The sequence below is a fragment of the Pseudomonas sp. GW823-FHT02C05 genome, assembly GCF_058797595.1.
The window spans coordinates 62438-89121 of the sequence record NZ_JBXAJU010000003.1; the positions used below are offsets into that span (position 1 = coordinate 62438).

Annotated in this window: 24 protein-coding genes and 2 tRNA genes; 5 read left to right on the forward strand and 21 right to left on the reverse strand. The window is 62.1% G+C overall.

Features of this window, described 5'->3' with window-relative positions; translation table 11 throughout:
* Positions 1 to 371: 371 nt before the first annotated feature.
* The 4 genes from AC1RGE_RS16530 to ggt all read right to left on the reverse strand — a co-directional run bounded on the left by AC1RGE_RS16530 (position 372) and on the right by ggt (position 3709).
* On the reverse strand, positions 372 to 689 hold the full coding sequence (locus tag AC1RGE_RS16530) for a helix-turn-helix domain-containing protein (protein ID WP_125063670.1): 318 nt from the start codon (positions 687 to 689) through the stop codon (positions 372 to 374).
* The gene (locus AC1RGE_RS16535) at positions 676 to 996 is read right to left on the reverse strand and encodes a transcriptional regulator (RefSeq protein WP_185073483.1); all 321 of its coding nucleotides are present in this window, start codon (positions 994 to 996) and stop codon (positions 676 to 678) included. The genes AC1RGE_RS16530 and AC1RGE_RS16535 overlap by 14 nt, the downstream gene beginning before the upstream one ends.
* Before the next feature lie 228 nt (positions 997 to 1224).
* Entirely contained in the window at positions 1225 to 1719 is a 495-nt protein-coding gene (locus AC1RGE_RS16540) for a GNAT family N-acetyltransferase (RefSeq protein WP_492584646.1), read from the reverse strand.
* Between the two features lie 154 nt (positions 1720 to 1873).
* On the reverse strand, positions 1874 to 3709 hold the full coding sequence (ggt, locus tag AC1RGE_RS16545; RefSeq protein ID WP_103289272.1) for a gamma-glutamyltransferase: 1836 nt from the start codon (positions 3707 to 3709) through the stop codon (positions 1874 to 1876).
* Between the two features lie 331 nt (positions 3710 to 4040).
* On the opposite strand from ggt, the gene AC1RGE_RS16550 reads away from it, so the two are divergent.
* A complete protein-coding gene (locus AC1RGE_RS16550; RefSeq protein ID WP_275656327.1) occupies positions 4041 to 4937 on the forward strand; it encodes a cytochrome-c peroxidase in 897 nt (298 codons plus the stop codon).
* Positions 4938 to 4986: 49 nt separating this feature from the next.
* On the opposite strand, the gene AC1RGE_RS16555 is transcribed toward AC1RGE_RS16550, so the two are convergent.
* The 8 genes from AC1RGE_RS16555 to AC1RGE_RS16590 form a co-directional block, all read right to left on the reverse strand.
* Positions 4987 to 5673 (reverse strand): T6SS immunity protein Tli3 family protein, encoded by a 687-nt coding sequence (locus AC1RGE_RS16555; protein ID WP_053160028.1) that lies wholly within the window; start codon positions 5671 to 5673, stop codon positions 4987 to 4989.
* 118 nt (positions 5674 to 5791) lie between these two features.
* Positions 5792 to 6631: a 5'-nucleotidase, lipoprotein e(P4) family gene (locus AC1RGE_RS16560; protein WP_103289274.1), complete on the reverse strand. Its 840-nt coding sequence runs from the start codon at positions 6629 to 6631 to the stop codon at positions 5792 to 5794.
* Positions 6632 to 6811: 180 nt separating this feature from the next.
* Positions 6812 to 6888: transfer RNA gene (locus AC1RGE_RS16565), tRNA-Met, on the reverse strand.
* A gap of 77 nt (positions 6889 to 6965) precedes the next feature.
* Positions 6966 to 8429 carry an amidase gene (locus AC1RGE_RS16570; protein WP_011063423.1) on the reverse strand — a complete coding sequence of 488 codons (1464 nt, stop codon included), beginning with the start codon at positions 8427 to 8429 and terminating at the stop codon, positions 6966 to 6968.
* 70 nt (positions 8430 to 8499) lie between these two features.
* Entirely contained in the window at positions 8500 to 9534 is a 1035-nt protein-coding gene (locus AC1RGE_RS16575; protein ID WP_011063422.1) for an ABC transporter substrate-binding protein, read from the reverse strand.
* 27 nt (positions 9535 to 9561) lie between these two features.
* Positions 9562 to 10371, reverse strand: coding sequence for an ABC transporter permease (locus tag AC1RGE_RS16580; RefSeq protein WP_019095032.1), 810 nt, complete (start codon positions 10369 to 10371; stop codon positions 9562 to 9564).
* On the reverse strand, positions 10368 to 11288 hold the full coding sequence (locus AC1RGE_RS16585) for an ABC transporter permease (protein ID WP_011063420.1): 921 nt from the start codon (positions 11286 to 11288) through the stop codon (positions 10368 to 10370). The genes AC1RGE_RS16580 and AC1RGE_RS16585 overlap by 4 nt, the downstream gene beginning before the upstream one ends.
* Before the next feature lie 15 nt (positions 11289 to 11303).
* Entirely contained in the window at positions 11304 to 12422 is a 1119-nt protein-coding gene (locus AC1RGE_RS16590) for an ABC transporter ATP-binding protein (RefSeq protein WP_041119858.1), read from the reverse strand.
* A gap of 226 nt (positions 12423 to 12648) precedes the next feature.
* On the opposite strand from AC1RGE_RS16590, the gene AC1RGE_RS16595 reads away from it, so the two are divergent.
* A complete protein-coding gene (locus tag AC1RGE_RS16595; protein ID WP_011063418.1) occupies positions 12649 to 13557 on the forward strand; it encodes a LysR substrate-binding domain-containing protein in 909 nt (302 codons plus the stop codon).
* A gap of 87 nt (positions 13558 to 13644) precedes the next feature.
* Complete coding sequence (locus AC1RGE_RS16600; RefSeq protein ID WP_011063417.1) at positions 13645 to 14862, forward strand: MFS transporter; 1218 nt, start codon at positions 13645 to 13647, stop codon at positions 14860 to 14862.
* Between the two features lie 66 nt (positions 14863 to 14928).
* Here AC1RGE_RS16600 and AC1RGE_RS16605 read toward each other — a convergent pair whose 3' ends face one another.
* Complete coding sequence (locus tag AC1RGE_RS16605) at positions 14929 to 15819, reverse strand: helix-turn-helix domain-containing protein (protein ID WP_011063416.1); 891 nt, start codon at positions 15817 to 15819, stop codon at positions 14929 to 14931.
* A 190-nt stretch (positions 15820 to 16009) separates the two neighbouring features.
* Between AC1RGE_RS16605 and pobA the strand changes: the two genes are divergently transcribed.
* On the forward strand, positions 16010 to 17197 hold the full coding sequence (gene pobA / locus AC1RGE_RS16610) for a 4-hydroxybenzoate 3-monooxygenase (RefSeq protein ID WP_011063415.1): 1188 nt from the start codon (positions 16010 to 16012) through the stop codon (positions 17195 to 17197).
* A gap of 189 nt (positions 17198 to 17386) precedes the next feature.
* Positions 17387 to 19441 (forward strand): TonB-dependent receptor domain-containing protein, encoded by a 2055-nt coding sequence (locus AC1RGE_RS16615; protein WP_492584648.1) that lies wholly within the window; start codon positions 17387 to 17389, stop codon positions 19439 to 19441.
* Positions 19442 to 19501: 60 nt separating this feature from the next.
* Here AC1RGE_RS16615 and ychF read toward each other — a convergent pair whose 3' ends face one another.
* The 8 genes from ychF to AC1RGE_RS16655 form a co-directional block, all read right to left on the reverse strand.
* Complete coding sequence (gene ychF, locus AC1RGE_RS16620) at positions 19502 to 20602, reverse strand: redox-regulated ATPase YchF (protein ID WP_016967414.1); 1101 nt, start codon at positions 20600 to 20602, stop codon at positions 19502 to 19504.
* A gap of 23 nt (positions 20603 to 20625) precedes the next feature.
* The gene (gene pth, locus AC1RGE_RS16625) at positions 20626 to 21210 is read right to left on the reverse strand and encodes an aminoacyl-tRNA hydrolase (RefSeq protein WP_011063412.1); all 585 of its coding nucleotides are present in this window, start codon (positions 21208 to 21210) and stop codon (positions 20626 to 20628) included.
* A gap of 168 nt (positions 21211 to 21378) precedes the next feature.
* Positions 21379 to 21978: a 50S ribosomal protein L25/general stress protein Ctc gene (locus tag AC1RGE_RS16630; RefSeq protein ID WP_011063411.1), complete on the reverse strand. Its 600-nt coding sequence runs from the start codon at positions 21976 to 21978 to the stop codon at positions 21379 to 21381.
* Positions 21979 to 22116: 138 nt separating this feature from the next.
* Positions 22117 to 23058: a ribose-phosphate pyrophosphokinase gene (locus AC1RGE_RS16635; protein ID WP_003171603.1), complete on the reverse strand. Its 942-nt coding sequence runs from the start codon at positions 23056 to 23058 to the stop codon at positions 22117 to 22119.
* A 47-nt stretch (positions 23059 to 23105) separates the two neighbouring features.
* A tRNA-Gln gene (locus AC1RGE_RS16640) sits at positions 23106 to 23180 on the reverse strand.
* A 36-nt stretch (positions 23181 to 23216) separates the two neighbouring features.
* Entirely contained in the window at positions 23217 to 24068 is an 852-nt protein-coding gene (gene ispE / locus AC1RGE_RS16645; protein ID WP_103289283.1) for a 4-(cytidine 5'-diphospho)-2-C-methyl-D-erythritol kinase, read from the reverse strand.
* Between the two features lies 1 nt (position 24069).
* Positions 24070 to 24687: a lipoprotein insertase outer membrane protein LolB gene (gene lolB, locus AC1RGE_RS16650; RefSeq protein ID WP_019095037.1), complete on the reverse strand. Its 618-nt coding sequence runs from the start codon at positions 24685 to 24687 to the stop codon at positions 24070 to 24072.
* Positions 24688 to 24691: 4 nt separating this feature from the next.
* The gene (locus AC1RGE_RS16655; protein WP_011063408.1) at positions 24692 to 26416 is read right to left on the reverse strand and encodes a tetratricopeptide repeat protein; all 1725 of its coding nucleotides are present in this window, start codon (positions 26414 to 26416) and stop codon (positions 24692 to 24694) included.
* Between the last annotated feature and the right edge of the window lie 268 nt (positions 26417 to 26684).

Sequence of the window (26684 nt, forward strand, 5' to 3'; positions counted from 1 at the left end):
CATGGTGACGACTCCTTTCGTATTGGGAACCACCACCGTCTGCCGCCAAGCAGATTTGGGTGGCGGATTGCACAAGGTTGGCGGACCGGCACGAAAGGAACCGGCACCCCCGGAGGGGTCCCTGCGCAATCCGCCATGACACAGAAATGCGGGCACAAAAAAAGCGCCTGCATTCGTGTTTTGGCGCTATTGCGCCTTTCGTGGTTCGGGCCGCCAAGCCCGTTCGCTGATGTTGCAGCGACGGGCGAAGGATAGCGGGGGAGGGGGAGTGCCGCAACGGCATTGCTGCGACAGTCTGTGACTGTGAGATAGACCGACTCTGTAGCCGCTGTCTTGTGGTCGCCGTCCAACCCAACCGCCGCGATCCGTGGCTACTGAGGTTGTGCCAGCACCTCTCGAAATACATCGGGCCTGAGCATTGCGATATGCAGCAATGAACGGGCAGCTCCAGAAGGCGAGCGCCGACCTTGCTCCCACTCTTGAAGGGTCCTTACCGACACGCCAAGCAGTTGCGCAAATTTGGGTTGCGACAACCCGGTTTTACCGCGCGCTTCGGCGGCCTTGGTGATCGGAATGCTATGGGTATGGCCATGCCGGCCGGCTTTGACATCGATGATCGCGTCCAGAAGCTCCTGGCCGATATTGCGCTTGGCATCGCGCTCCAATAGTTCTTTTTCAGTAAGGGGCATGATTCATCTCCTTCGCAATTCTGCGTAGAACAGGTGCTGGAATGTTTTCGGTAGCGCCTTTGCCATAGATCACCAGCGCAACCAGGGCTCCGCATGCGAGCTGGGTGGTATAGATGACCCGCACCGAGCCACTTTTTCCACGTCCATCAACGCTCCATCTGATTTTCCTGCAACCGCCAGAGCCCGGGATGACAACGCCGGACTCTGGGTCGCTGGCAAGAAACGTCATGAACTCTCCACGCTCCTCTTCGGACCAGTAATCGGGCCAGAGTCTGGAAAACAGCGGAGATTCTATGATCGTCAGCATGCGGGAGAATTCTACGTCCTTGACGTACCTTGCGGCAATGGTGGGTGCTAGGAGATGACTCCTGAAAGATTAAGAACGTGGAGTTGCAACTCCAATGAGCGGAGTCCTGATTTCCAGTCAGCCCATTCGTTTTCTTGTGTGTGATCCATGCCCCCGATGTCACCTTTTGCATGACCTGAAACCCGAGTAACTCTGCTCAGGGCGGTTCCATGATCCGGAGCCGCTCACTTAACCCTCCAACGCTTTCGCCATCTCACTGGTCGCCGCCCAACCCTGCCCCTGATACAGCGGCTTGCCAGCCTCGGTCGCATGCAGCACGGCAAAGCCCAGCCCGCGCTGGCTGAACTCGGCCTCTGCCAGTTTCATCAGCGCCGAAGCCAGGCCGCGGCGCCGGTAGGCCGGTTCGACGTAGACGTTGAGCACGTAGCCGCGTTGATCCTGGGTCGGATGGGAAGGGTGGGGCGGCCAGTCGATGCTCATCAGGCCGATGCTGGCCACGCTCTGCTCGGCGTCCATCAGGGCGAAGCCGTAGTAGCGGCCGTCCTCCAGGCGTTCACGCAACCAGGGGCGAAAGTGCTCGGTCATCACCTGCAAGGTGGAGAGATCCTTACCCGCATCGAGAAACATCGCCTGGCGATGGCGGCAGATCAGCTCAAGGTCCTGGGGCGTCAGGCGGCGTGGGCTCAGGCCCGGGATATCAAGGTCGGCTGCAATCTTGTTCATCGTCGGTTCCTCGGTGGACAGGGACGATGCTAGGGCAGATCCCCCGGCCGGGTCAGACACAGACCGCCGCAAAATCTTGCATACAGAGCCCTCGTTCACCGCCCACAAAAAAGGGCCAGCCTCACGGCCAGCCCTCGGGTTCATCCGATTACTCTCAATCCCCCAGCGCTTCCCCTTCGCGCCGCGGGTCGGCGCCGCCGGCCCAGGACGCCTTGCCCTGTGCATCACGCACGCGAACGATGGCCTGGGTGCCGCTGGTCATGTCGATCTCGTTTACCTCATGTCCCTGAGCTTGCAGTGCCTGCTTCAGGGCCGGGCTGAACTGGCCTTTCTCCAGTTCGGTCGGCCCGTTGCGGCTGCCGAAGTTGGGCAGGCCGACGGCGGCTTGCGGGTCGAGGTTCCAGTCGAGCATGCCGACCACCGACTTGGCCACGTACTCGATGATCTGCGAGCCGCCGGGGGAGCCGACGCTGGCCAGCAGTTCGCCGCTGGCACGGTCGAAGACCAGGGTTGGCGCCATGGACGAGCGCGGGCGCTTGCCCGGTTGGACGCGGTTGGCCACCGGCTGGCCGTTTTCCTCGGGAATGAACGAGAAGTCGGTCATCTGGTTGTTGAGCATGAAGCCCTGGACCATCAGGTGCGAGCCGAAGGCCGCTTCCACCGTGGTGGTCATCGATACGGCGCCGCCCAGGTCATCCACTGCCACCACTTGCGAGGTGGAGATGCGCATTGGCGAACGGTCCGGTGCATAGGCCACCTGGATGCCCTGGGGCTTGCCCGGTTCGGCCTTGCCCATGCTGCGCTCGCCAATCAGTGCGGCACGCTTGGCCAGGTAGTCCGGGGCGATCAGGCCGGCCACCGGCACAGGCACAAAGTCGCTGTCGGCCACGTACAGGCCACGGTCGGCATAGGCCAGGCGCTCGGCTTCGGCAATCAGGTGCACCGCTTGTGGCGCGGGCTCAAGGCCGGCGGGCAGGCTGGTTTTCTGCGGCTTGAGGTTGGCCAGGGTGTAGCGCGGGTCGCGCTGTTCCAGGGCCTGCAGGGTGCCGAGTATCTGCGCCACCGCCACGCCGCCGGAGGAGGGCGGCGGCATGCCGCACACCTGCCAGCGCTTGTAGTCGCTGCACAGCGGCGCGCGTTCCTTGGCGCGGTAGCCTTGCAGGTCGTTGAGCGACAGGCTGCCGGGGTTGGCGTGGCCCTGGACCTTGGCGACGATTTCTGCCGCCACCGGGCCCTTGTACAGGGCATCCGGGCCTTCCTCGGCGATGCGTTTGAGCACCGCGGCCAGTGGCGGGTTCTTCAGCAAGGCGCCCACGGCTTTCGGCGTGCCGTCGGCATTCAGGAAGTACGCGGCCATGTCCGGCGAGCGCGCCAGGAAAGGATCGGCGCTGATCATGGTGTGCAGCCGTGGCGAGATGGCGAAGCCTTGCTCGGCCAGGCGGATCGCCGGTTCGAACAATTGCGCCCAGGGCAGGCGCCCGTGTTTCTGGTGGGCCATTTCCAGGGCCCGCAGCACGCCCGGGGTGCCGACCGAGCGTCCACCGATCTGCGCCTGGGGGAAGGCCATGGGCTTGCCGTCCGCTTGCAGGAAGAGCTTCTCGGTGGCGCCGGCCGGCGCGGTTTCCCGCCCGTCATAGGTGCGCACGGCCTTGCCGTCCCAGAGCACGATCATCGCGCCGCCGCCAATCCCCGAGGACTGCGGTTCCACCAGGGTCAGCACGGCCTGCATGGCAATCGCCGCGTCGATGGCCGAGCCGCCTTTGCGCAGCATTTCGCGCCCGGCCTCGGCGGCCAGCGGGTTGGCAGCGGCGGCCATGTGCTTGTCGGCATGGCGAGTCTGCATGTCGGTGCGGTAGCCCGAGGCGATTTCCGGGGCGGCAGGCAGAGCGTTGGAAGAAGGCGGGTTGTGGCAGGCGCCAAGGCTGAGGGCGGCAGCCAGCAGGCTGAGGCCGAGCAGTTGGCGGTGACGGGGAGGGAAGTTCGAGAACACGCGTTGAGCTCCGTTCACAGGGAAATGAGGGGTCGTCCGTGCGGGGGAATGTACAGCAGTGGCGCCGGCAGTTGGACCCGGATGTAGCCCTGGGCAGTTGGCTGGAGTGGGCCATCTCCCCTGTACACAGGGTCGCAGGCAGTCTTTCACCCGGCCGTCGATTGATCTGAGTCAGGGCGGGAGGGGGGCGTTGGGTACAGGGTGAAACAAACTATAAGCCTGATGAGGGGACGTCATGCACCGTTGTAAGTGGTTACTTGTTTTCGGATTGCTGTTGGGGGGGGAGGTCAGGGGGGAAACGCCAAGCGAACCGATCCAGCCGGTACAGCCGGTGAAGATCACCGATGTGGCCAAGGTGGAGCTGGGCAAGCAGTTGTTCTTCGACCCGCGCCTGTCCAAGTCCGGTTTCATATCCTGCAACTCCTGCCACAACCTGAGCATGGGCGGCAGCGACAACCTGCCCACCTCCATTGGCCACAACTGGCACCAGGGGCCGATCAACTCGCCCACGGTGCTCAACTCCGGCATGAGCATCGCGCAGTTCTGGGACGGCCGCGCGGCCACGCTTCAGGAACAGGCCGGTGGCCCCATCGCCAACCCGGGGGAGATGGGCTTCACCCATGACCTGGCGGTGGACGTGCTGCGTTCCATTCCCCAGTACCGGGCCTCCTTCAAGCAGGTCTACGGCGACGACGGCATCAAGTTTAACGACGTGACCAACGCCATCGCTGCGTTCGAAGAAACCCTGGTTACCCCCAATGCGCCGTTCGACCGCTGGCTCAAGGGCGACAAGGCGGCCATCAGCCCCACCGCGCTCAAGGGCTACCAACTGTTCAAGTCCATCGGCTGCGTGGCTTGCCACAACGGCGAGGCCGTGGGCGGTGGCTCATTCCAGAAGATGGGCATGATCGAGCCCTATGTCACCCAGAACCCGGCCCAGGGCGTGGCCGGGCTGACCGGCAAGGATGCCGACCGCATGCTGTTCAAGGTGCCGACCCTGCGCAACGTGGCGCTGACCTATCCCTACTTCCACGACGGCGCCTACTGGAAGCTGGAAGAGGCGGTGGACGTGATGGCCCGTCTGCAACTGGGACGCAAGCTGGGTACCGAGGAGGTCAGCCAGATCGTGGCCTTCCTTGAAACCCTGACCGGTGACCAGCCGGACTTCAAGCTGCCGATCCTGCCGCCGTCCTCGGCGCAGACACCGCGTCCGCAGCCGTTCAACTGAGCGAAAAAAACCGCAGCCTGCTGCGGTTTTTCAAGCCCTACGTGCTGGGTCAGCCCTGCCTGGCCCCCGTGGCGCAATTGAATCGGTCATCGATGGGGGCTTGGCGAGCGGGTTCGAAGTAGCCAGGTGTACGAGTGCTATCGGTGCGTTGCCAGCGTTGTGGGTAAGACAGCATCGAGTAGGGCGAGTGGTCCTTGAGCGTCTCGTAGTTCAAGGACAGGTCGATCTGCGCGGCGCCGTGCAGGAGGGGCCCTTCGATCGAAAGGACGGAGCCGGTCAGCCAGGTTCGCTCAGGGCTTTCCAGGTACCTGGGCGCGGTGATGCGCAGCCAGGTACGCCCGGCATCCTGGGAAAAGTACAGGCGCGGCAAGCCGGCCCCGCCCTTGCTGAAGCCCGGTCCTTGGGCAATCGGAATCACCAGGTAGTTGGAGTTGGCAGCATCGATCATCAAGTGCGAACCACGGCCATGCACGGTGATGCCGTTGAATGAGCCAAAGGGTGCAACCGGGGTGTGGATGCCGAGCCGGGTGTCGGTGTAGTGCACCATGTCGCCACTGCTGGCGATGACCGGCGAGGAACCGTTGCAGAGCTTGAAGGTGGTCCGGTCGATCTCGAAAAAGCGTGATGAGTCGATGCGGTAGATGACCCGGCCGGGCAGGTACTGGATCGGCTCGGGAGTGCTGCAGGCCCCAAGTACCCCGCACGAGATCAGCAACAGCAGCTTCCTTGCCCACATGAGAAAACGACTCCTTGTTCCTGCCTGAGTGCAGGGGCTGGCGTTTATGACATCCCTGGGGGCTTGGCGCAACACTGGCCATGGCGGGCCAGCGTTGCGCTGATGTTGCGACGCCCTGTCAGGGCTTCATCTGCCAGGCCGTCGAGCTGGCCGCGGCCTTGAACTTGGCCCGATTTTCCGGAGTGGCCGGCGGTTCGGAGTCGCCGAAGATCGCCTTCAGCCAATGGCCGTCGGTGGGGTTGGGGAAGAGGATGAACTTGCGGCCGAACTGCTCCTTGTCCTCGGTCATCAGGCTGCTGCGCTGCTTGACGTCGGCCACGTAGTACTTGCGTTTGAAGTCGTTGAGGTTGTCGCCCAGCATCAGCACCACGTTGTGGTCCTTGGCGATCTCCTGCTGCCGCGGCTCCTTGTTGGAGCTGTCGCGGTACACCGTCAGGTGCTGCTCATCGGCATAGGGCAGCTGGTTCTTGCGCAGGTTGGCCAGGGCGTATTCGTAGGTCTTTTCGCCCTGGTCGCGGCTGGTGACGTAAAAGACTTCGACACCCTTGGATTGCGCGTACTTGAGGAACTCCACGGCGCCCGGGGTGGCCACCGGGCCATTGTCCGCGACCCATTTGTCCCAGGCCTCGTCGTCGAAGAACTCCTTGCCCGAATTGATCATGTAGCCCCAGTAGCTGTTGCTGCTGAGCACGGTGTCGTCAACGTCGCTGATGATCGCCAGGGGGCGGTCGCCGGCCTTGTGTTCCTGCAGGGCGCGGTCCAGTTGCAGACGGGCGATGTTGAAGCCCTGGTAGTACAGCGCCTCGAACTCTGCGGCGGTCTGCTTCCAGGCCACGGCGGCGGTCAGCAGGTTGGAGGGCGGGGTAGGAGCCTGCTCGGCGAAGGTCGGGGTACAGGTGATTGCCAGGAGCGAGAACAGCCAGGGAGCGACCGCGGTTCGGGTGATTTTTGTTTTCATTTTCGAGCCCTTGAAGTGAGGATTGCGCAGCTCTCACAAACACTGCCGGAGTGTTCTATCCCAGCCAGTGGCGGTGCTCAATGCGGGTGTCGCGTTTGTGGATCAATGCGGCGTAATCCCCGGTACTTTTTCGCGGGCATAAAAAAACGGCCTACCTTGCGGTAAGCCGTTTTTAGTACTTGGTGGCTACACAGGGACTTGAACCCCGGACCCCAGCATTATGAATGCTATGCTCTAACCAACTGAGCTATGTAGCCAAGTGGCGCGCATTATTCGCTCGGAACGACAATGCGTCAAGCGTTTTTATAAAAAAATTATCTACGCTATCAACCGTTTATCCCTTCCCCCCGAAAATCAGCGGCGACGGGCAGCGCTGGAACCAGCGGCTGGCCTGTTCGTAGGCGTGGGCCAATTGCAGGACGGCGAAGTCGGCCTGGTGCTTGCCGATGATCTGCAAGCCCATGGGCAGGCCGTTGGCATTGAAGCCGGCCTGGACGCTGGCCACCGGGCAGCCGGACAAGGTGCCGGGAATCACCACCTCCATCCAGCGGTGGTAGGTGTCCATGGCCACGCCTTCGATGTTGCGCGGCCAGGGTATGTTCTTGTCGAAGGGGAAGACCTGGGCGCTGGGCAGCAGCAGGTAGTCGAAGCGTTCGAACAGTTTTGAAATGGCGCGGTACCAGTCGCTGCGGATCACCGAGGCCTCGAACACCTGGCTGGCGGGCAGCTTGAGGCCGTTCTCTACTTCCCAGATGGCCTCGTCCTTGAGCTGTGTGCGTTTCTGTGGATCGGCATAGGTGCTGCCCAGGGACCCGGCGACCATCCAGTGGCGCAGGGTGCGCCAACTGCTCCACAGGCGTTCGGGGGCGAAGTCGGGGCTGGCCGGTTCTACGCTGCAGCCCAGGCTGCGGAAATCGCCCAAGGCCTTTTCGCAGAGCTCCAGCAGGCCTTTTTCCATTGGCAGGTAACCGTTGAAGTCCCCCAGCCAACCCAGGCGCGTGCCCTTGAAGTCGCGCTCCAGTGGGGCAGCGAAGCCCTGGCCGGATTCGGCGATGGACAGCGGCGCCCGTGCATCGCCGCCGGCCTGCACCGACAGCAGCAGGGCCGCGTCGCGCACGCTGCGGGCCATGGGGCCTTCGTAGCCGAGCTGGTCGATGAACAGGTCGCTGCTGTCGTCGAACGGCACCCGGCCCTGGGACGGGCGAAAACCGAAGATGTTGTTGAAGGCCGCCGGGTTGCGCAGCGAACCCATCATGTCGCTGCCGTCGGCCACCGGCACCAGGTGCAGGGCCAGGGCCGCGGCGGCGCCACCACTGCTGCCGCCGGCGGTCTTGCTCGGGTCATAGGCACAGCCGGTGGCGCCGAACAGCGGGTTGTAGGTCTGGGAGCCGAGGCCGAACTCCGGGGTGTTGCTCTTGCCGATCAGGATCGCCCCGGCAGCCTTGATCCGTTCCACCATGATGCCGTCGCGCTCGGGGATGAAATCCCGGTACAGCGGCGAACCCAGGGTGGTGCGGATGCCCTGGGTCAGGGACAGGTCCTTGATGGCGTGGGGCAGGCCGTGCATCCAGCCGCGATATTCGCCACGGGCCAGTTCGGCGTCGCGCCGGTCGGCCTCGGCCAGCAGGGCTTCGGCCGGTTGCAGGCTGACCAGGGCATTGACCAGGGGGTTGTAGTGCTCGATGTGGGCAAGGTAGGTCTGCATCACTTCCCGGCAGGAAACCTGACGCAGGCGGATACGTTCGGCGAGTTCATGGGCCTGGAGCAGGACCAGTTCGCTGGGGGGCTTGGCGATCATGGCAGGAGGGCCTTTCAAACGGCTTTGGAAACGCCCCGGCATCCAGACCGGGGCGGCAAGTCAACGCTGCTCAGCGCATCAGGTTGGTCCACAGGCGGTCGGCAAGGCGGATCGCGCCTTCGCCGCAGGTCTGGCTGAAGACCACCTTGGTGCCCTCGGGAATGTGCAGCTCGGGGGCGTCCTTCAGGCCGGCGTCGAGGAAGGGTTCGACGCCCTTGATCGGGCTCTGGTGCTTGAGGAAGTTCTGGGTCATGGCGGCGTTCTCAGGCTGGCTGAGGAAGGCGATGAAGGCCTTGGCGTTCGCCGGATTCTTGCTGCCCTTGGGGATGACCATGTTATCCACCCAGGCCAGCACGCCTTCTTTCGGGTAGAGATATTTCAGGCCGGGCTTCATCTCCCGGGCGCGCATCGACGAGCCGCCCCAGAACATCGACATGTCGATTTCCCCGGCCGCCAGGTTCTCGCGGATCGCCCCGGCCTTGGAGCTGTAGGTCTTGACGAAGGGCTTCTGCGCCTTGAGCAGGCCAAGGATCTGCTGCATCTGCTTGGGGTCTTCGCTGCACAGCGGAATGTTCAGGTACAGGCTGGCCATGTCGATCACTTCGCTCACCGAGTCGAACATGTTGATCCGCCCCTGCAGCTCCGCCGGCGGCTCGTAGAGCACCTTGTAACTGTCGCTCGGGCCTTTGTAGCGTTCGCCGTTGAGCACCACGCTGGTGGTGCCCCAGATGAAGGGCACCGAATAAGCGCCTTCCGGGTCCCAGGTCGGGTTCTTCAGGTTGTCGACCACGCTGGCGTAATAGGGCTGCTTGGCCGGGTCGAAGCGCTCCAGCAACTGCTCCTTGATCAGGATCGGGATGAACTGGTGGGACGGGATCGCCACGTCATAACCGGTGCCGCCCTGTTTCAGCTTGGCCAGCAGGGTTTCGTTGGAATCGTAGGAATCCACCGTGACCTCGATACCGGTCTGCTTCTGGAACTTGGCGAGAATTTCCGGCGAAAAGTAGCCGCTCCAGCTCACGACGTTGAGTTTCTCGGCGGCCTGCACCGCCAGTGGCAGGCTCAGCAACAACGAGGTACCCAGGCTTGCGATCAACTTGCTCATGTCATTTCCCCAAGGTCAGTGGAAGGTTCAAGCGTGTTTTTTGCTCAGCAGATAAGAGAGGCTGACGAACAGCACCGAGACGCCGAGGATCAGCGTCGACACGGCGTTGACGTCGGGTGTCACGCCCATGCGCAACAGGCCGAAGATGAAGATCGGCAGGGTGGTGGTGCCGGCCTGGGACACCATCATCGAGATCACGAAGTTATCCAGGGAGACGATGAAGGCCAGCATCAGCCCGGAGACGATCCCCGGCATCAGCAGCGGCAGGGTCACCTTGCGGAAGGTGCGCCAGGGGCCGGCGTACAGGTCCGCCGCGGCGTGTTCCAGGGACAGGTCCATGTCGTTGAGGCGGGCGCGGATCGGCAAATAGGCGAAGGGTATGCAGAACACCGTGTGGGCGATGATCAGGTTGCCGTAGCCCAGGGACAGCCCCAGGGTGGAGAACAGCGCCAGGGTGGCCACGCCGACGACGATTTCCGGTAGCACCAGGGGCAGCATGATGGCGCCCATGGACAGTTGCAGGCCCTTGAACTTCGCCCCGCGTGAGGTGCCCAGGGCCGCCAGGGTGGCGATGGCGGTGGCCGCCATGCTGGCGCACACGGCGATCAGCAGGCTGTTGCCTGCCGCCTGGCGCAGGGCCTGGTTGGCGAACGCCGCGCGGTACCAGTCGAGGCTGAAGCCGCTCCACACCGTGGCCGACTGGTTGGCGTTGAAGGAGAACACCACCAGCACCAGGATCGGCGCGTAGAGGTACAGGTAGAACAGGAAGCTGAAACCGCCGAAGCCGGGAAAGTCCTGGACACCGAGGCCTTTGCGCTTGAACAGGCGGATCATCATGCACCCTCCTGAAGGGTTTTCTGGCGCTGGGCGCGCAGGGCGTAGACGGTCAGTACCAGCATCACCGCGGCCATCAGCACCAGCGACAGGGCTGCGCCGAAGGGCCAGTTACGGGCATCGCTGAACTGCCGGAAGATCAGGTTGCCAAGCATCATCCGGGTGCCGCCCCCCAGCAGTTCCGGGGCGATCATCGCCCCCAGGCAGGGCACGAAAGTCAGGATCGCCCCGGCGAAAATTCCCGGCTTGGCAATGGGCAGCACCACCTTGCGCAGGGTCCGAATGCGTCCGGCGTAGAGGTCCTGGGCCGCTTCCAGCAGGCGGGTGTCCATCTTTTCCAGGGTGGCGTAGATCGGCAGCACCACGAAGGGCGCGTAGGTGTAGACCAGCCCCAGCAGCACCGCACCGTCGGTGTACAGCAACTGCAACGGCTCGTGGATGACCCCCAGGCCCATCAGGCTGTTGTTGATCACCCCGGTGTTGCGCAGCAGCAGGATCCAGGCGTAGGTGCGGATCAGCAGGTTGGCCCAGAACGGCACGGTGATCAGGAAGATCAGCAGGCCGCGGCGCCGCACTGGCTGCATGGCCAGCCACACCGCTACCGGAAAACCGATCAGCAGGGTGATCACCGTGGTCAGCCCGGCGATGCCGATCGAGCGCAGGGCGATCAGCAGGTAGGAGTCGGCGAAGGCCAGGCTGTCGTCCAGTTGCCGTTCGAACAGCAGGGAGGTGTAGGCGTCGCTGCTGAAGACCTTGTTCACCCCGCCGTAGGGGTTGGCTTCCATCAACGAATAGCCGATGACGATAAGGATTGGCACGATCAGGAACAGGCCGATGGCGACCAGGGCCGGGCTGACCCCGAGAAAGCTGCGCAGGGCCTTGCGCCGTTCCAGGTGTTGGGAAATCGAAGAAGCGTGCATGGCGAATCCTCGTGGTCAATCCAGCAGGACGCTGGCGCTGCCGCGTTCGAACAGCAGCCCGGCGCTGCTGCCTACGCTCAGACGCGGGTGGTGTTCGAGGCTGTTGGGCGTGCGCACGGTGAGGCGCGTGCCGTCGCCGAGGCTGACCTGGTATTGCAGGTCGGTGCCCAGGTAGATCAGCGCTTCGATGCGGCACGCCAGGGCGCCTTGCGAGGCATCACCGCGCAGGTGCAAGCGCTCGGGGCGCACCGACAGGGTGACCTGCTGGCCGACCTTGGCGGTGGTGCAGGGTTGCGCCGGCAGCGCCTGCCCGGCGGGCCCGCTGAACCAGGCCAGGCCCGCTTCGACACGGCTGACCGTGGCCGGGATGAAGTTGGTTTCACCGATGAAGTCGGCGACGAAGCGATTGCGCGGCTGCTCGTAGATTTCTTCCGGGCGACCCACCTGTTGCACTTCGCCTTCGGAGAGCACGGCGATGCGGTCGGACAGGGTCAGGGCTTCTTCCTGGTCGTGGGTGACGAAAATGAAGGTGATACCGGTCTTGGCCTGGATGGCCTTGAGTTCTTCGCGCATGGCCTGGCGCAGCTTGAGGTCCAGGGCCGACAGTGGCTCGTCCAGCAGCAGTACCTTGGGGTGGGGGGCCAGGGCCCGGGCCAGGGCGATGCGTTGCTGCTGGCCGCCGGACAGCTGGTTGGGCTTGCGTGCTGCAAAGCGCTCCATCTGCACCAGGGCCAGCATCTCGCGCACCCGCTCGGCGATCTGCGCCTTGCTCAATACCTGGCCCATAGGGCGCGATTCCAGGCCGAAGGCCAGGTTCTCGGCCAGGGTCATGTGGGGGAACAGTGCGTAATGCTGGAACACCGTGTTCACCGGGCGCTCGAAGGGCGGCCGGTCGGCGATGTTCTCGCCATAGAGAAGGATCTCGCCCTGGGTCGGGAACTCGAACCCGGCGATCATCCGCAAGAGGGTGGTCTTGCCACAGCCCGAGGGGCCGAGAAGGGTGAAGAATTCGTTGTCGCGGATATCCAGGTCGATGTTCTTCAGGGCCACCGGGCCGCTGTGTGGATCGCCGTAGACCTTGCGCACTGAACGGATGGACACCGCCAGCGTTTGCAGCGCATGCAGGGCATTCATGCCTTACCTCCGATTCCCCCATGAGCTGTCGTGCAGGCCATGGATCTTGTTTTTCTTGGGCAGGATCGAAATGTGTCGGGTGCGTGGAAAGCTTGTCTTTGCAGGCTTTGCGCGGGTTTTACCGGGTTCTGCTGGGGCTGATTATCAGTGAGGGGTTGCGGGGGCGAAACATCAATTTTAACATACCGGCTGTTAAAAAATTTAATAGCAAGGGGCGGGCGAAATCATGGTCGAGCAGCGTTTGCCACCGTTGAATGCAGTGCGTGCTTTTGATGCCGCCGCCCGTCTTGGCAGCTATGTCGAAGCCTCAAGGGCCTTGCATGTGACCCAGCCGGCCATCGGCCGCCACGTGAAGCTGCTGGAGGACTGGCTCGGGGTGCAGCTGTTCGAGCGCACGTCCCGCGGCGTGAACCTGACCCCGGCGGGGGAGAAGTACCACCGCAAGATCGCCGCCGCCCTGCAACTGATCATCGAGGCCGGGCGCGAGGTACAGCCCAGGGCCGCCGAGCGCTGGCTGCGGATCATGGTCGTGCCGGGGTTTGCCAAGCGCTGGCTGACCCCGCGCCTGGAGGCGCTGCGCCACGTGCGCCCGGGCCTGAAGTTCGCCATCGAGCCGAACTCGACCTTTAGCGAAGTGGATGCCAAGAGCAGCGACCTGGGGATCGCCTACGGCCTGGACGGGCAATACGCCGAGTCCCGGGTCAGCCTGATCTGCCCCCGGGTGTTTCCCATCTGCACCCCGGCCTACCTGGCCAGTATCGAGGCGATTCGCGAGCCGGCGGACCTGGCCCGCCATGAGTTGATCCACTTCGATGACGGCGAGTGGTGGAACATGTGGTTCGCCGCCAATGGCCTGGATATCCAGCTCACGTCCGACCTGATCTACGTGAACAACGACCATGCGCTGTCGGTGGCTGAAAGCGGCGGTGGTATTGCCCTGGCCAACGAAGTGCTGGTGCGCGAGGAGCTCAAGGCCGGCACCCTGGTGCGGGTGCTGGAAGACCAGGTGCAGCTGGAAAGCTACCGGGTGCTGACCCCGGCCAGCGAGTGGTCGGAGGACGTTGAATGGTTTATCCAGTGGCTCAAGGCCGAGCTGGAAGCGGATTTCCCCGAGGCGCGAATCGGGGTTCGTTAGCAAGCTAATGGGATGGCGCGACTGCACCGAAAAATGGCACATTGACGCACCTGCCCCTGTGCGCCCACCCGTTGTACGGAAAATCCTATGGCTAGCAGCAACTCCCCGAGCGTCGCCGCGACGGCTTCCCCGGCTTCGCAAAGCAGTCCCCTGGTCCTGCGCATCATTGGTGCGGTGGCCCTGGCGCACCTGATCAACGACTTGATCCAGGCAGTGCTGCCGGCGATCTACCCGATGCTCAAGGACAGCTACGGCCTGACCTTCACCCAGGTCGGCCTGATTACCCTGACCTTCCAGCTGACCGCGTCGCTGTTGCAGCCCTGGGTCGGCTACTACACCGACCGCCGGCCTCAACCATTCCTGCTGCCGGCGGGAATGATCTGCACCCTGATCGGCATCCTGATGATGTCCCAGGTCGGCAGCTTTCCCTTGATCCTGCTGGCAGCAGCATTGATCGGCATTGGCTCCTCGACCTTCCATCCGGAGGCTTCGCGGGTCGCGCGGCTGGCCTCGGGCGGGCGCTATGGTCTGGCCCAGTCGAGCTTTCAGGTCGGCGGCAATGCCGGCACCGCCTTCGGCCCCTTGCTGGCTGCGGCCATCATCATTCCCTACGGCCAGGGCAATGTGGCCTGGTTCGGCCTGTTCGCGCTGTTTGCCCTGGTGGTGCTGTACGCCATCAGCCGCTGGTATGCCAACCACCTGCGCCTGTACAAGCTCAAGCAGGGCCAGGCGGCGACTCACGGCCTGTCCAGGAACCGGGTGATCAGCGCCCTGGTGGTCCTCGGGCTGCTGGTGTTTTCCAAGTATTTCTACATGGCCAGCTTCACCAGCTACTTCACCTTCTACCTGATCGAGAAATTCGACCTGTCGGTGGCCAGCTCGCAACTGCATCTGTTCCTGTTCCTGGGAGCCGTGGCGGCGGGAACCTTCTTCGGCGGCCCGATCGGCGACAAGATCGGGCGCAAGGCAGTGATCTGGTTCTCGATCCTCGGGGTGGCGCCGTTCACTCTGTTGCTGCCCCATGTCGACCTGTTCTGGACCAGCGTCCTGAGCGTGGTGATCGGCTTTATCCTGGCCTCGGCATTCTCCGCCATCGTGGTGTACGCCCAGGAACTGGTGCCGGGCAACGTTGGCATGATCGCCGGGGTGTTCTTCGGCCTGATGTTCGGTTTTGGCGGGATCGGTGCGGCGCTGCTGGGGCACCTGGCGGACATTCATGGCATCGAGTATGTGTACTACCTGTGCTCGTTCCTGCCGCTGTTCGGGGTACTGGCGATCTTCCTGCCGCGTACCCGCAAAGCCTGATGGCTTGAGGCGTGCTGGCGATAGAACGCCCGGGGTTCTGGCCCCGGGCTTTTTTTTGCCTGGGCTTCAGCCGCCCTGGCGGGTGTGCCCGGTGCCTTGGCGAAAGGCGTTGGGTGTCTGGCCGCTGAGGCGCTTGAAGAAGCGGGAAAAGTAGGTGGGGTCGCTGAAGCCCAGGTTGTCCGAGAGCTGGCTGATGCTGATGTTGGTGTAGATCAGGTTGCGCTTGGCCTCCAGCATCAGGCGCTGGTGGATGATCTGCAACGCGGTCTGCCCGGCCAGTTCCCGGCACAGGGTATTGAGGTGCACGCTGGACAGGCCGATGCGATGGGCCAGGGCTTCCACCGTCGGGTGCTCCTGGTAATGCTGCTCCACCAGCTTGATGAAGTGCCCCAGCAGTTGCTGGTTGCGCTCGCTGCGGTTGCTGGGCGTCACGTTCTGCTGGCGTCGGCGGCTGATCCACACCAGCAGTACGTTGACCAGCGAATGCAGCAGCAGGTCCCGCGCCGAGGCGCTGCCTTCGTATTCCTCCAGCAAGGTCTTGAACAGGCTGTTGAGGCGCTGCCGGTCACGGCCCACCGGGTAGCGCCCGGCCGCGGCCAGGACCGCCAGCGGCGCCCCCAGCTGGCTTTCCAGCTGGGCCACCAGCGGCGCACCCAGGGTCAGCACGTAGCCCTCGATGTTCTCGGAAAACTGAAAGCCGTGGACCATCAGCGGCGGCACCACCTGGATGGTTGCTTCGCGCACGTCCTCGCGGCGCCCTTCGACTTCCACCAGGGCCTGTCCGCTTTGCACATAGAGCAGTTGATACAGGTCGGCGTGGCGGTGCGGCTTGATCTCCCAGTGGTGCAGGCTGCTGCGCTTGGGGATGGATTCACAGTGCAGTAGGTCCGGAGTCGGCCAGGCCTGGTTTTCGCCGTAGAGCTTGAATACGGGGATGCTGGAGCGACTGGCTTTCATCGGGCGCGGCCCTGGGGGTGAGGGGTTGGAATGCTCGATAATCGAACGCTGTTTTCAAAAGTGCATTTTTACGGTGGTTAATCACCATTTTTTGCGATTTTTGTCGGCAAAAATGCAGGGGTACAACAATAACCATAAATTCCGGATTTCGCCTGCACGGTGACTGGAATGCCCTTATGAGACGACAACAATGAAAACTCAGGTTGCGATTATCGGCGCCGGACCTTCCGGCCTTCTGCTGGGCCAACTGCTGCACAAGGCCGGCATCGACACCGTGATTGTCGAGCGCCAGACCCCGGACTACGTGCTGGGCCGCATCCGTGCCGGTGTGCTGGAGCAGGGCACCGTGGACATGCTGCGCGAGGCCGGTGTGGCCCGCCGCATGGACGCTGAAGGCCTGGTCCATGAAGGGGTGGAGCTGCTGATGGGCGGCAAGCGCGTGCGTATCGACCTCAAGGCCCTGACCGGCGGCAAGACGGTGATGGTGTATGGCCAGACCGAAGTCACCCGCGACCTGATGGAGGCCCGCGCTGCCTGCGCAGCGCCGATCATCTATTCGGCGGACAAGGTGCAGCCCCATGACATGAAGGGCGCGCAGCCCTATATCACCTATGAAAAAGACGGCCAGCTGCAGCGCATCGACTGCGATTACATCGCCGGCTGCGACGGTTTTCATGGTGTGGCGCGCAAGAGCATTCCCGAAGACGTGCTGACCCACTACGAGCGCGAATACCCCTTCGGCTGGCTGGGGCTGCTGTCCGATACCCCACCGGTCAATCACGAACTGATCTATGGGCAGCATGAACGTGGTTTCGTGCTGTGCAGCCAGCGCTCCCTGACCCGCAGCCGCTACTACCTGCAAGTCCCGCTGAGCGACAAGGTCGAGGACTGGTCCGACGAGCGCTTCTGGAACGAGCTCAAGGCCCGTCTGCCAGAAGAGGTGGCGGCTGACCTGGTGACCGGGCCAGCGCTGGAGAAAAGCATCGCGCCGCTGCGCAGCTATGTGGTGGAGCCCATGCAGTACGGCAAGCTGTTCCTGGTGGGGGACGCGGCCCATATCGTTCCGCCTACCGGTGCCAAGGGCCTGAACCTGGCGGCCTCCGATGTGTGCTACCTGTACCGGATCCTGGTCAAGGTCTACCGCGAAGGGCGTACCGAGCTGCTGGAAAAGTATTCCGAACTGGCCTTGCGCCGGGTTTGGAAGGGCGAACGCTTCAGCTGGTTCATGACCAATCTGCTGCACGATTTCGGCGACCGGCAGGATGCCTGGGACCACAAGATGCAGCAGGCCGATCGCGAATATTTCCTCAACTCCCACGCTGGCCTGGTGAACATTGCCGAGAACTATGTGGGCCTGCCTTACGAAGAAATCTGCTGAGCCCACGACCCTGAAGCGACCCGCATGCAGTGGGCCGTTTCAGGGCACTGCCTGCAACGGGCGACAAGCCGTAATGTAACAGTGCGGAAACATTCCTATTTATAAATGATATTCATTAGCATTACACTCCGATCCCTCTCTCCCTTGATGCACCATCCGGGTGCATTGAATCGACAAGGATCGTTTGTAATGAAAGTCAGCTCCTGCCTGTTCAATTCGCTTCTGCTCAGCGCCGGTGTCGGCCTGCTGGCCCCGCTGGCGCAGGCCGGCGATGCGGTTGAAGAGGCCAAGCCTACATCGTTGGAACTGGATACCGCCTTTGTCACGGCTACTGGCGGTGCCACGGATCTCAAGGATGCCCCGGCCAGTGTCAGCGTCATCACCCGCGAGGAAATCGAGCGCCAGCCGGTCTATGACCTCAATACCCTGCTGCGCCGGGTGCCGGGGGTGACCGGTGGTTTCGGCCCGGTGGGCGAGCAGTCGAAGATCAAGCTGCGGGGGCTGGACGACAAGTACACGCTGATCCTGGTGGATGGCAAGCGGGTCGGCAGTTCCGCGGACCTGAGTTATCGCCGCGACCTGGCGCGCCAGGACCTGAACTGGATCTCGCCGAACATGATCGAGCGCATCGAGATCGTCCGCGGGCCTATGTCGTCGCTGTATGGTTCGGACGCCATGGGCGGGGTGATCAATATCATCACCCGCAAGGTCTCGCGGACCTGGACCGGCTCGGCCAGCACCAATATCACCGTGCCCAAGGATTCCGACCGCGGCCAGACCACTCAGTACAGCATGAATGCGGCAGGTCCGCTGACGGAGTCCCTGGGGCTGCGCCTGGGGGCCAACGTCACGCGTCGGGCTGCGGATGAGGTAGAGGCGCGGCGCGATGCCCAGGGCGATTTCATGTACGACGATGGCGCGGGCGGCTCCAAGGATCAGAGCGTGAATGCACTGCTGGACTGGCAGATCAATCAGGAGCAGAGCCTGTCCTTCGAGGCGGTGCATGGCGTTGAGCATTCCTGGGCATCAAAGAAGACCTTTGGTGACTGGAACGAGACCGTTGGTGGCGCCTTCGGCCCCAGCCGCCTGACCCGCGACAGCTACATTCTGTCCCATACCGGCGACTGGAGCTTTGGTACCTCGAAGCTCGATGCCTACCTGAACAAGTACCGCAACGACCTTGACCTGGGCAAAGCCAACTCGGAAGAGAAGATCGTCGAGGGCAGCCTGAATATTCCCTTCCAATTGCTGTTGGACCAGCGCCTGACGGTGGGCGGGCAATGGAAGCGTGAAGAGCTGACCAACACCGATACCCTGGGCACGGTACCCGTGGATTATCAGGGCGCGCCGGTCAGTGGCTCGACCTTGAAGGGCGATTACTCGGCGGCCTTTATCGAGGATGAATTGTTCCTGCTGGACAACCTGTCCCTGACCCTGGGCAACCGCTTCGACCACAGCGACAAGTACGGTAACCACAACAGCCCGCGGGCGTATGTGGTCTATCACCCGCACCCGGACTGGACCGTGCGTGGCGGTGTTTCCAAGGGTTTTCGTGCGCCAAGCCTGAAGGAGGGCAGTGCGGGGGCGGCTACCGAATCCGCAGGCCGGGGCTGTGGTTCGTTACGGCCGTTGGGCTATGTCACTGGTAGTTGCTGGATGGCGGGCAATCCGAACCTGACACCGGAAACCAGCACCAACAAGGAAATCGGCCTTTCGTTCGACCACGATGGCTGGGAAGCGGGCCTGACCTACTTCCACACCGATTTCACCGACAAGATCGAATACGGCCCGTTGGGCCAGTACCAGGGCCGCTGGTGGACCATGCTGGAAAACGTCGACAAGGCCCGTACCCGTGGCTGGGAAGGCACCGCCCGGGTGCCGCTGGGCGACTCCGTGACGTGGCGCACCAACGCCACCTACATGCTGGAAAGCAAGAACCTGTCCACCGGTGAAGACCTGATCAGTTCACCCAAACTGTCGGCATTCAGTGCGCTGGACTGGCAGGTCACCGACCGTTTGAGCACCGAGCTTTCGGCTCAGCACGTCGGCAAGCAGCGGGGCATGGGCAATGATTTCGTGCAGTCCTACACCACCTACGACCTGACGGCGAACCTGGCGCTGACCAAGTGGCTGACCCTGAATGGCGGCGTGCAGAACCTGCTGGATAAAGACCTGCGGGACGGATCGACCAACTTCTATGTGCCCGGGCGGGCGTTCTTCGCGGGGGCGACCACTTACTTCTGAGGCCGCTGGATGTAGCGGGGGGAATCAGCCCCATTGCCAGGCAATGGGGCTGAAGGGGCATTACACGTTGAAGCGGAAGTGCATCACGTCGCCGTCCTTGACGATGTATTCCTTGCCTTCCAGACGCCATTTACCGGCTTCCTTGGCTCCGGCTTCACCCTTGAACTGGATGAAGTCGTTGTAGGCGATGACTTCGGCACGGATGAAGCCTTTCTCGAAGTCGGTGTGGATCACCGCGGCCGCTTGGGGCGCGGTAGCACCGACACGCACGGTCCAGGCGCGGACTTCCTTCACACCTGCGGTGAAGTAGGTCTGCAGGTTGAGCATTTCGTAGCCAGCGCGGATCACCCGGTTCAGGCCGGGCTCTTCCAGGCCCAGGGCCTCGAGGAACATGTCCTTTTCTTCGCCGTCTTCAAGTTCGGCGATTTCCGCTTCGATCTTGTTGCATACCGGCACCACCATGGCGCCTTCTTCTTCGGCGATGGCCTTGACCACGTCCAGCAGCGGGTTGTTCTCGAAGCCGTCTTCGGCAACGTTGGCGATGTACATCACCGGCTTGGTGGTCAGCAGGTGGAAGCCGCGGATGATCAGCTTCTCATCGCTGCTCATGTCCTTCATCAGGCTGCGGGCCGGCTTGCCTTCGGTGAAGTGGGCGATCAACTGCTCCAGCAGGGCTTTCTGGGCCACGGCATCCTTGTCACCGCCCTTGGCGTTGCGGGCGACTTTCTGCAACTGTTTTTCGCAGCTGTCGAGGTCGGCGAAGATCAGTTCCAGGTCGATGATCTCGATATCGCGCTTGGGGTCGACGCTGTTGGACACGTGGATCACGTTGTCGTCTTCGAAGCAGCGGACCACATGGGCGATGGCGTCGGTTTCGCGGATGTTGGCCAGGAACTTGTTGCCCAGGCCTTCACCTTTCGAAGCACCGGCCACCAGGCCGGCGATGTCGACGAACTCCATGGTGGTGGGCAGCACGCGCTCGGGCACGACGATGGCGGCCAGGGCGTCCAGGCGCGGGTCGGGCATCGGCACGATACCGCTGTTGGGCTCGATGGTGCAGAAGGGGAAGTTCTCGGCCGCGATCCCGGATTTGGTCAGGGCGTTGAACAGGGTGGACTTGCCGACGTTAGGCAGGCCGACGATGCCGCAATTGAATCCCATGGTGTATTCCCCGAGGAGTAGAGTCAGGCCTTCTGGCTGTGCAGGTTTTTCATCGCGCGGTTCCATTCACCGGCGAAGATATCCGGCAGCACGCCGAGGGCAAAATCGATGCTGGCATCGAGTTTTTCCTGTTCGGCGCGTGGCGCACGACCCAGGACAAAGTTTGAAACCATACTGGCAACGCCCGGATGGCCGATGCCGAGCCGCAGGCGGTGAAAGGTATTCTGATTACCGAGCTGCGCGATGATGTCCCGCAGTCCGTTGTGCCCGCCATGGCCGCCGCCGGTCTTGAGCTTGGCGACGCCTGGCGGCAAGTCGAGTTCGTCGTGGGCCACCAGGATCTCTTCCGGCTTGATGCGGAAGAAGCCGGCAAGCGCCGCCACGGCCTGGCCGCTGCGGTTCATGTAGGTGGTGGGAATCAACAGACGAATGTCCTGACCCTGGTGACTGAAGCGCCCGGTCAGGCCGAAATATTTGCGATCGGCGACAAGGTTGATCCCTTGTTTTTCGGCGATGCGCTCAACAAAAAGGGCCCCTGCGTTATGCCGGGTCTGTTCGTATTCGGTGCCTGGATTACCCAGGCCAACGATCAGTTTGATGGCAGTCACGATAGGGGCCCTTCTTTGGAGTGGTGGATGACATCGCCGCAACCGGTGCTACGGCGAAAGTGGACGACAAGAGCTGGGTTGCCTTGCGGCAAACTTCGCGTTCTCGCCCGCTTTCTCGCTACGTTCCAGTCCGCGATGTACTCCGCTTAACTCCCGCGTCAGAGTGAATTACTCTGCAGCGCCTTCTGCAGCTTCTGGAGCAACACGTGGAGCGTGGACGTTGGCTACTGCCAGGTCGTTGCCGTGTGCCAGGGCCACGAATTCAACGCCTTTAGGGGCCTTGATGTCGGACAGGTGAACAATGGTGCCGATTTCAGCGTCAGCCAGGTCGACTTCGATGAACTCAGGCAGGTCTTTGGGCAGGCAGGAAACTTCGATTTCCGCGATTACGTGCGAGATCTCGCCGCCTTTCTTGACCGGAGCAGCTTCGTTGATGAAGTGCACTGGAACGATGGCGGTCAGTTTCTGACCAGCAACCACGCGAACGAAGTCAGCGTGCATCACGTGGCCTTTGGCCGGGTGACGTTGCAGGGCCTTGATCACGACGTTCTGCTTGGTGCCACCAACGTTCAGTTCGATGATGTGGCTGTAGGCAGCTTCGTTTTCCAGCAGCTTGGCAACTTCTTTGGCCAGCATGCTGATGGATTCAGGGGCTTTGTCGCCACCGTAAACTACAGCTGGAACCAGGCTTGCGAGACGACGCAGGCGGCGGCTCGCACCTTTCCCCAGGTCGGAACGCACTTCAGCATTCAGAGTAAAATCGTTCATGTTGTATCTCCAAAATAACCACACTCGCCCCAGCGTTTGCGACCAGCGCTAAAGGCGATATGGGCAAAAAAGCCCCGTCCCAACACAGGTTGGGACGGGGCGCTTTTCGTCATCGGGATGTTCTGCCAGGGACGGGCCCTAGCGGAACATCGCGCTGATCGATTCTTCGTTGCTGATACGGCGAACCGCCTCGGCAACTACCGGTGCGATATCCAGTTGACGGATACGCGCACAGGCTTGTGCTGCAGCGGACAGCGGGATGGTGTTGGTCACCACCAGCTCGTCCAGCACGGAATTTTCAATGTTCTCGATGGCCCGACCCGACAGCACAGGGTGTGTGCAGTAGGCAAAGACCTTGGCTGCGCCATGCTCTTTCAGGGCCTTGGCCGCGTGGCACAGGGTGCCGGCGGTATCGACCATGTCATCGACCAGAATGCAGGTGCGTCCTTCGACGTCGCCGATGATATGCATCACTTCGGAGTGATTGGCTTTCTCACGACGCTTGTCGATGATCCCGAGATCAACGCCCAGGGACTTGGCCACGGCACGTGCACGCACGACGCCGCCAATGTCCGGGGACACGATCATCAGGTTTTCAAAACGCTGATCTTCGATGTCATCCACCAGAACCGGGGAGCCGTAGATGTTATCTACCGGAATATCGAAGAAGCCCTGAATCTGGTCAGCATGCAGATCAACCGTGAGAACACGGTCGATGCCGACTACGGTGAGCATGTCAGCGACGACTTTCGCGCTGATAGCCACACGTGCGGAACGCGGACGGCGATCCTGACGGGCATAACCAAAATAAGGAATAACAGCAGTGATACGAGTAGCTGAGGAACGGCGGAAGGCGTCGGCCATCACCACGAGTTCCATCAGGTTATCGTTGGTCGGAGCGCAAGTCGGCTGAATAATGAAGACGTCTTTACCGCGGACATTTTCATTGATCTCGGCAGTAATTTCGCCGTCGGAAAATTTTCCAACAGAGATGTCACCGAGAGGGATATGCAGCTGACGTACGACACGCCGAGCCAGATCGGGGTTAGCGTTCCCCGTAAAGACCATCATCTTGGACACGCGCAGTACCTGAAGGCTGAGGGTATACCTGGATGAGTATAGGAAAATGGCAGGGGCGGCTGGATTCGAACCAACGCATGGCAGGATCAAAACCTGCTGCCTTACCGCTTGGCGACGCCCCTGTATCTGTTGCTTCGAATGCCTGGCACTCGGTTCCTTTAGAGCAGACTTTGCAGCTTGCGATGCAACATCGAAACGTTGCTTCCTTTGGCTACAAACCCTGTAAGGGTCTCTGTAAGAAGGGCCGAGACTTTATCAGCTTCAGCTTTGCTTGGGAAGCCCCCAAACACACAACTTCCAGTTCCAGTCAGTTTTGCTTCGGTAAATTTACCTAGCAAATTCAATGCGTTACGTACTTCTGGATAACGCCTTGCGACTACCGGAAGGCAGTCGTTTCTGCTGTTTCCCTTGGGAACGGGGCGCACTTTAATGGGCGCGGTGTTCCGTGTCAACAAAGGATCTGAAAAAATTTCTGCTGTACTAACAGACACTTGCGGGACCAGTACCAGATACCAGGGTTCTTCGGGATATTCAGGGGTCAGTTTTTCCCCCACACCTTCGGCGAAGGCAGCATGCCCGCGGACGAAAACCGGAACATCGGCGCCCAGGGTCAGCCCCAGTGCAGCCAGTCGGTCTTCGTCCCAGCCCAGTTGCCACAAGTGATTGAGGCCCAGCAGGGTGGTGGCGGCATTCGAACTGCCGCCGCCGATGCCGCCGCCCATGGGCAGGACCTTGTCGATCCAGATGTCGATGCCCTGGGTGCAGCCCGATTGTTCCTGGAGTTTCTTCGCCGCCTTGACGATCAGGTTGCTGTCGTGGGGCACGCCTTCGAATACGGTGTGCAGGCGAATCACGCCGTCATCGCGCAGGGCGAAAGTGATTTCATCGCCGTAGTCGAGAAACTGGAACAGGGTCTGCAGCTCGTGATAGCCATCTTCACGGCGACCGAGGATGTGCAGCATCAGATTGAGTTTGGCCGGGGAGGGCAGGGTCAGTTTTTCCACGGACATTTCATTGCCCCAGCTTGCGCGGCAGCCATTCCTTGATCACCAGGGTGACGTCAAGGTCGCTGCCGTGCAGTTTGATCCGCTCAGGCAGCCAATAGCCGTTCTGCTGCGAGTAGCTGCTGTATTCCACCTGCCAGCCATCTTGCTCCAGGCTCGCCAGATGGCTGTCGCCGTCCAGGGTCAGGCGGCTTTTGCTGTCGGGCGCGGGCAGGCCGCGAACCCACCAGGCCAGGTGCGAGACCGGCAGCTTCCAGCCCAGCTGTTCTTCCAGCAGGGTTTCCGGGCTTGCGGATTCATAGCGACCCTGGTTGGCCACTTCCAGGCTGACCTGGCCGGGACGACCGGTGAGTCGTGCGGCGCCACGGCCCAGCGGGCCTGACAGGCGGATGTCGTAGTAGTCCTGGCGTTGCAGCCAGAACAGCGTGCCGCTGCCGGAATCCTTGGGGGCGCGAATGCCGATCTTGCCGTTGATCTGCCAGCCGTCGAGGCCGGTCAGTTGATCCTTGTGCAAGCGCCATTGCGCAGGGTTGCCCTGGCCCTGGACGGACTCGCGGGCACCGAAGCCGGCGCAGCCGGCCAGCAGGGCGATAAAGCTGAAAACGATAAAGTGGCGCAAAAACATGGTCTTAAAGAGTCTCTGATCCGGTCAGGCGTTTGATGGTGCCGCGTAGCACGGGGCTGTCGGGCTGATCCTTGAGGAACTTGCTCCAGATCTGCTTGGCCTCGCGCTGCTTGCCGTTGTTCCACAGCACTTCACCCAGGTGCGCCGCCACTTCCTGATCGGGGAAGCGTTCCAGGGCCTGGCGCAGCAGGCGTTCGGCTTCGTCAAGGTTGCCCAGGCGGAAATTCACCCAGCCCAGGCTGTCGAGGACGGCCGGGTCTTCCGGAGTCAGCTGGTGGGCTTGCTCGATCAGGGTCTTGGCTTCGGCATAGCGTGTAGTGCGGTCAGACAAGGTGTAGCCCAGGGCGTTCAATGCCATGGCATTGTCCGGTTCGCGCTGGATGATCAGGCGCAGATCCTTTTCCATCTGCGCCAGGTCATTGCGTTTTTCCGCCTGCATGGCGCGGGTGTACAGCAGGTTCATGTCGTCGGGGTATTGCTGCAGGGCCTGCTGGATGACTTTCCAGGCGCGCTCGCCCTGGTTGTTCGCCGACAGGGTCTCGACTTCGATCAGGTACAGCTGGATGGCGTAGTCGGGTTGGGCGTCGCGGGCCGCCACCAGGCGTTTTTGCGCCTCGTCGGTGCGGCCGTTGTTCATCAGGATATCGGCCTGGCGCAACTGTGCGGGCAGGTAGTCATTGCCCGGGCCGACCTGGCCGTATTCGATCAAGGCCCCTTGCGGGTCGTTGAGCTCTTCGGCAATCCGGCCCAGGTTCAGGTGCGCGGAGTCTTCGTGGCTTTCACGGGCAATCAGGTCTTCCAGGTAGCCCTTGGCTTCTTCCCAGGCCTTGGCCTCCAGGCAGACGAGTGCCAGGGAATAGCGCAGTTCGTCATCTTCCGGATATTGCTGGACCAGACTGGAGAACTGGGTCTTGGCATCCTCCATGCGGTCCTGCTCCACCAGCATGCGGGCGTAGGTCAGGCGCAGGCGCTTGTCGTCCGGGTACTTGCGGATGCTTTTTTCCAGCAGCGGCAGGGCTTCTTTACCCCGGTTCAGGCTTTGCAGCAGGCGGGCGCGCAGCAGCAATGGCGCAACTTCACCGTCTTCCGGTGGGTTCTGTTCCAGCAGGGCCAGGGCTTCCTTGGCGTCGCCGTCCTGTTGCATGAGCAAGGCCTTGCCGAAAATCAACTGGCTGTTGTGCGGGTGTTTCTGCAGCAGGCGGTCGAAGCTTTTCATCAGGCCGTTGCGCGTGTCCTGGTCGGTATCGGCTGCGGACAGGGCAAGAAAGTCGAAGTGGGTATCGCCCTTGCCTTGCAGGACCTTCTCCATATAGACCATCGAGTCGTCATAGCGCCCGGCCCGGGCCAGCTGGATCGCGGCGGCTCGCTGCGCTTCCAGGTCGTCGGGGGCGTTTTTCGCCCAGATCAGCGACGTGTCCAGGGCAGCCTGGTCGGCGCCCAGGTATTCGGCGATACGAAAGGCCCGCTCGGAGATGCCTGGATCCTGGGTGTTGATGGCCTGGGTCACGTAGTTGTCCAGGGCAATGTCGAAACGATTGCGCTGGCCCGCGAGTTCAGCGCTCAGCAGGCTGAAGACGGTGTCTTCGCTGAACGAGGAATAGACCTTGGGCTTTTCAGGGGCGGAGGTGCTGTCTTCCACCGGCGACGTAGCGTCCGATGAAACGGGTGCCAGAGATTGGCAACCGCTGAGGAAGACAAAGGCGAGGAGCAACGCGGAAGATCTATTCATATAGGAAGAGGGCGACTAACCTGCGGTCGGATCATCATGACACAAGCCTTCGGCCAAACATAACCGAGACTCAACGGGATGCCAGAACAGAGGCAGTCTATTAGTTTCTGCGCGAAAACTGCCTGCGCTTCGACCATGCTGCGCGCTGGGCGGCCTTGGCGCTACGCAGAAACAGGCTCGGAATGCTCATTTAGGCCCCTAAACTCCGCATCCTCGCCTGTTTTCGCCTTGCCTGATCTTCGCTCGGCGAGTTTTGGCACAAAACTAG

What these genes read in the sequence shown, in the direction of transcription:
- AC1RGE_RS16570 (WP_011063423.1), bottom strand. Translation starts at nt 8,429, where the DNA reads ATGATCGCCAAGCCCCCCAGCGAACTGGTCCTGCTCCAGGCCCATGAA.
- AC1RGE_RS16575 (WP_011063422.1), bottom strand. Translation starts at nt 9,534, where the DNA reads ATGAGCAAGTTGATCGCAAGCCTGGGTACCTCGTTGTTGCTGAGCCTG.
- AC1RGE_RS16560 (WP_103289274.1), bottom strand. Translation starts at nt 6,631, where the DNA reads ATGAAAACAAAAATCACCCGAACCGCGGTCGCTCCCTGGCTGTTCTCG.
- AC1RGE_RS16530 (WP_125063670.1), bottom strand. Translation starts at nt 689, where the DNA reads ATGCCCCTTACTGAAAAAGAACTATTGGAGCGCGATGCCAAGCGCAAT.
- AC1RGE_RS16615 (WP_492584648.1), top strand. Translation starts at nt 17,387, where the DNA reads ATGAAAGTCAGCTCCTGCCTGTTCAATTCGCTTCTGCTCAGCGCCGGT.
- AC1RGE_RS16590 (WP_041119858.1), bottom strand. Translation starts at nt 12,422, where the DNA reads ATGAATGCCCTGCATGCGCTGCAAACGCTGGCGGTGTCCATCCGTTCA.
- AC1RGE_RS16595 (WP_011063418.1), top strand. Translation starts at nt 12,649, where the DNA reads ATGGTCGAGCAGCGTTTGCCACCGTTGAATGCAGTGCGTGCTTTTGAT.
- lolB (WP_019095037.1), bottom strand. Translation starts at nt 24,687, where the DNA reads ATGTTTTTGCGCCACTTTATCGTTTTCAGCTTTATCGCCCTGCTGGCC.
- AC1RGE_RS16535 (WP_185073483.1), bottom strand. Translation starts at nt 996, where the DNA reads ATGCTGACGATCATAGAATCTCCGCTGTTTTCCAGACTCTGGCCCGAT.
- AC1RGE_RS16655 (WP_011063408.1), bottom strand. Translation starts at nt 26,416, where the DNA reads ATGAATAGATCTTCCGCGTTGCTCCTCGCCTTTGTCTTCCTCAGCGGT.
- AC1RGE_RS16540 (WP_492584646.1), bottom strand. Translation starts at nt 1,719, where the DNA reads ATGAACAAGATTGCAGCCGACCTTGATATCCCGGGCCTGAGCCCACGC.
- AC1RGE_RS16630 (WP_011063411.1), bottom strand. Translation starts at nt 21,978, where the DNA reads ATGAACGATTTTACTCTGAATGCTGAAGTGCGTTCCGACCTGGGGAAA.
- AC1RGE_RS16555 (WP_053160028.1), bottom strand. Translation starts at nt 5,673, where the DNA reads ATGTGGGCAAGGAAGCTGCTGTTGCTGATCTCGTGCGGGGTACTTGGG.
- AC1RGE_RS16605 (WP_011063416.1), bottom strand. Translation starts at nt 15,819, where the DNA reads ATGAAAGCCAGTCGCTCCAGCATCCCCGTATTCAAGCTCTACGGCGAA.
- pobA (WP_011063415.1), top strand. Translation starts at nt 16,010, where the DNA reads ATGAAAACTCAGGTTGCGATTATCGGCGCCGGACCTTCCGGCCTTCTG.
- ispE (WP_103289283.1), bottom strand. Translation starts at nt 24,068, where the DNA reads ATGTCCGTGGAAAAACTGACCCTGCCCTCCCCGGCCAAACTCAATCTG.
- AC1RGE_RS16580 (WP_019095032.1), bottom strand. Translation starts at nt 10,371, where the DNA reads ATGATGATCCGCCTGTTCAAGCGCAAAGGCCTCGGTGTCCAGGACTTT.
- AC1RGE_RS16600 (WP_011063417.1), top strand. Translation starts at nt 13,645, where the DNA reads ATGGCTAGCAGCAACTCCCCGAGCGTCGCCGCGACGGCTTCCCCGGCT.
- AC1RGE_RS16585 (WP_011063420.1), bottom strand. Translation starts at nt 11,288, where the DNA reads ATGCACGCTTCTTCGATTTCCCAACACCTGGAACGGCGCAAGGCCCTG.
- ychF (WP_016967414.1), bottom strand. Translation starts at nt 20,602, where the DNA reads ATGGGATTCAATTGCGGCATCGTCGGCCTGCCTAACGTCGGCAAGTCC.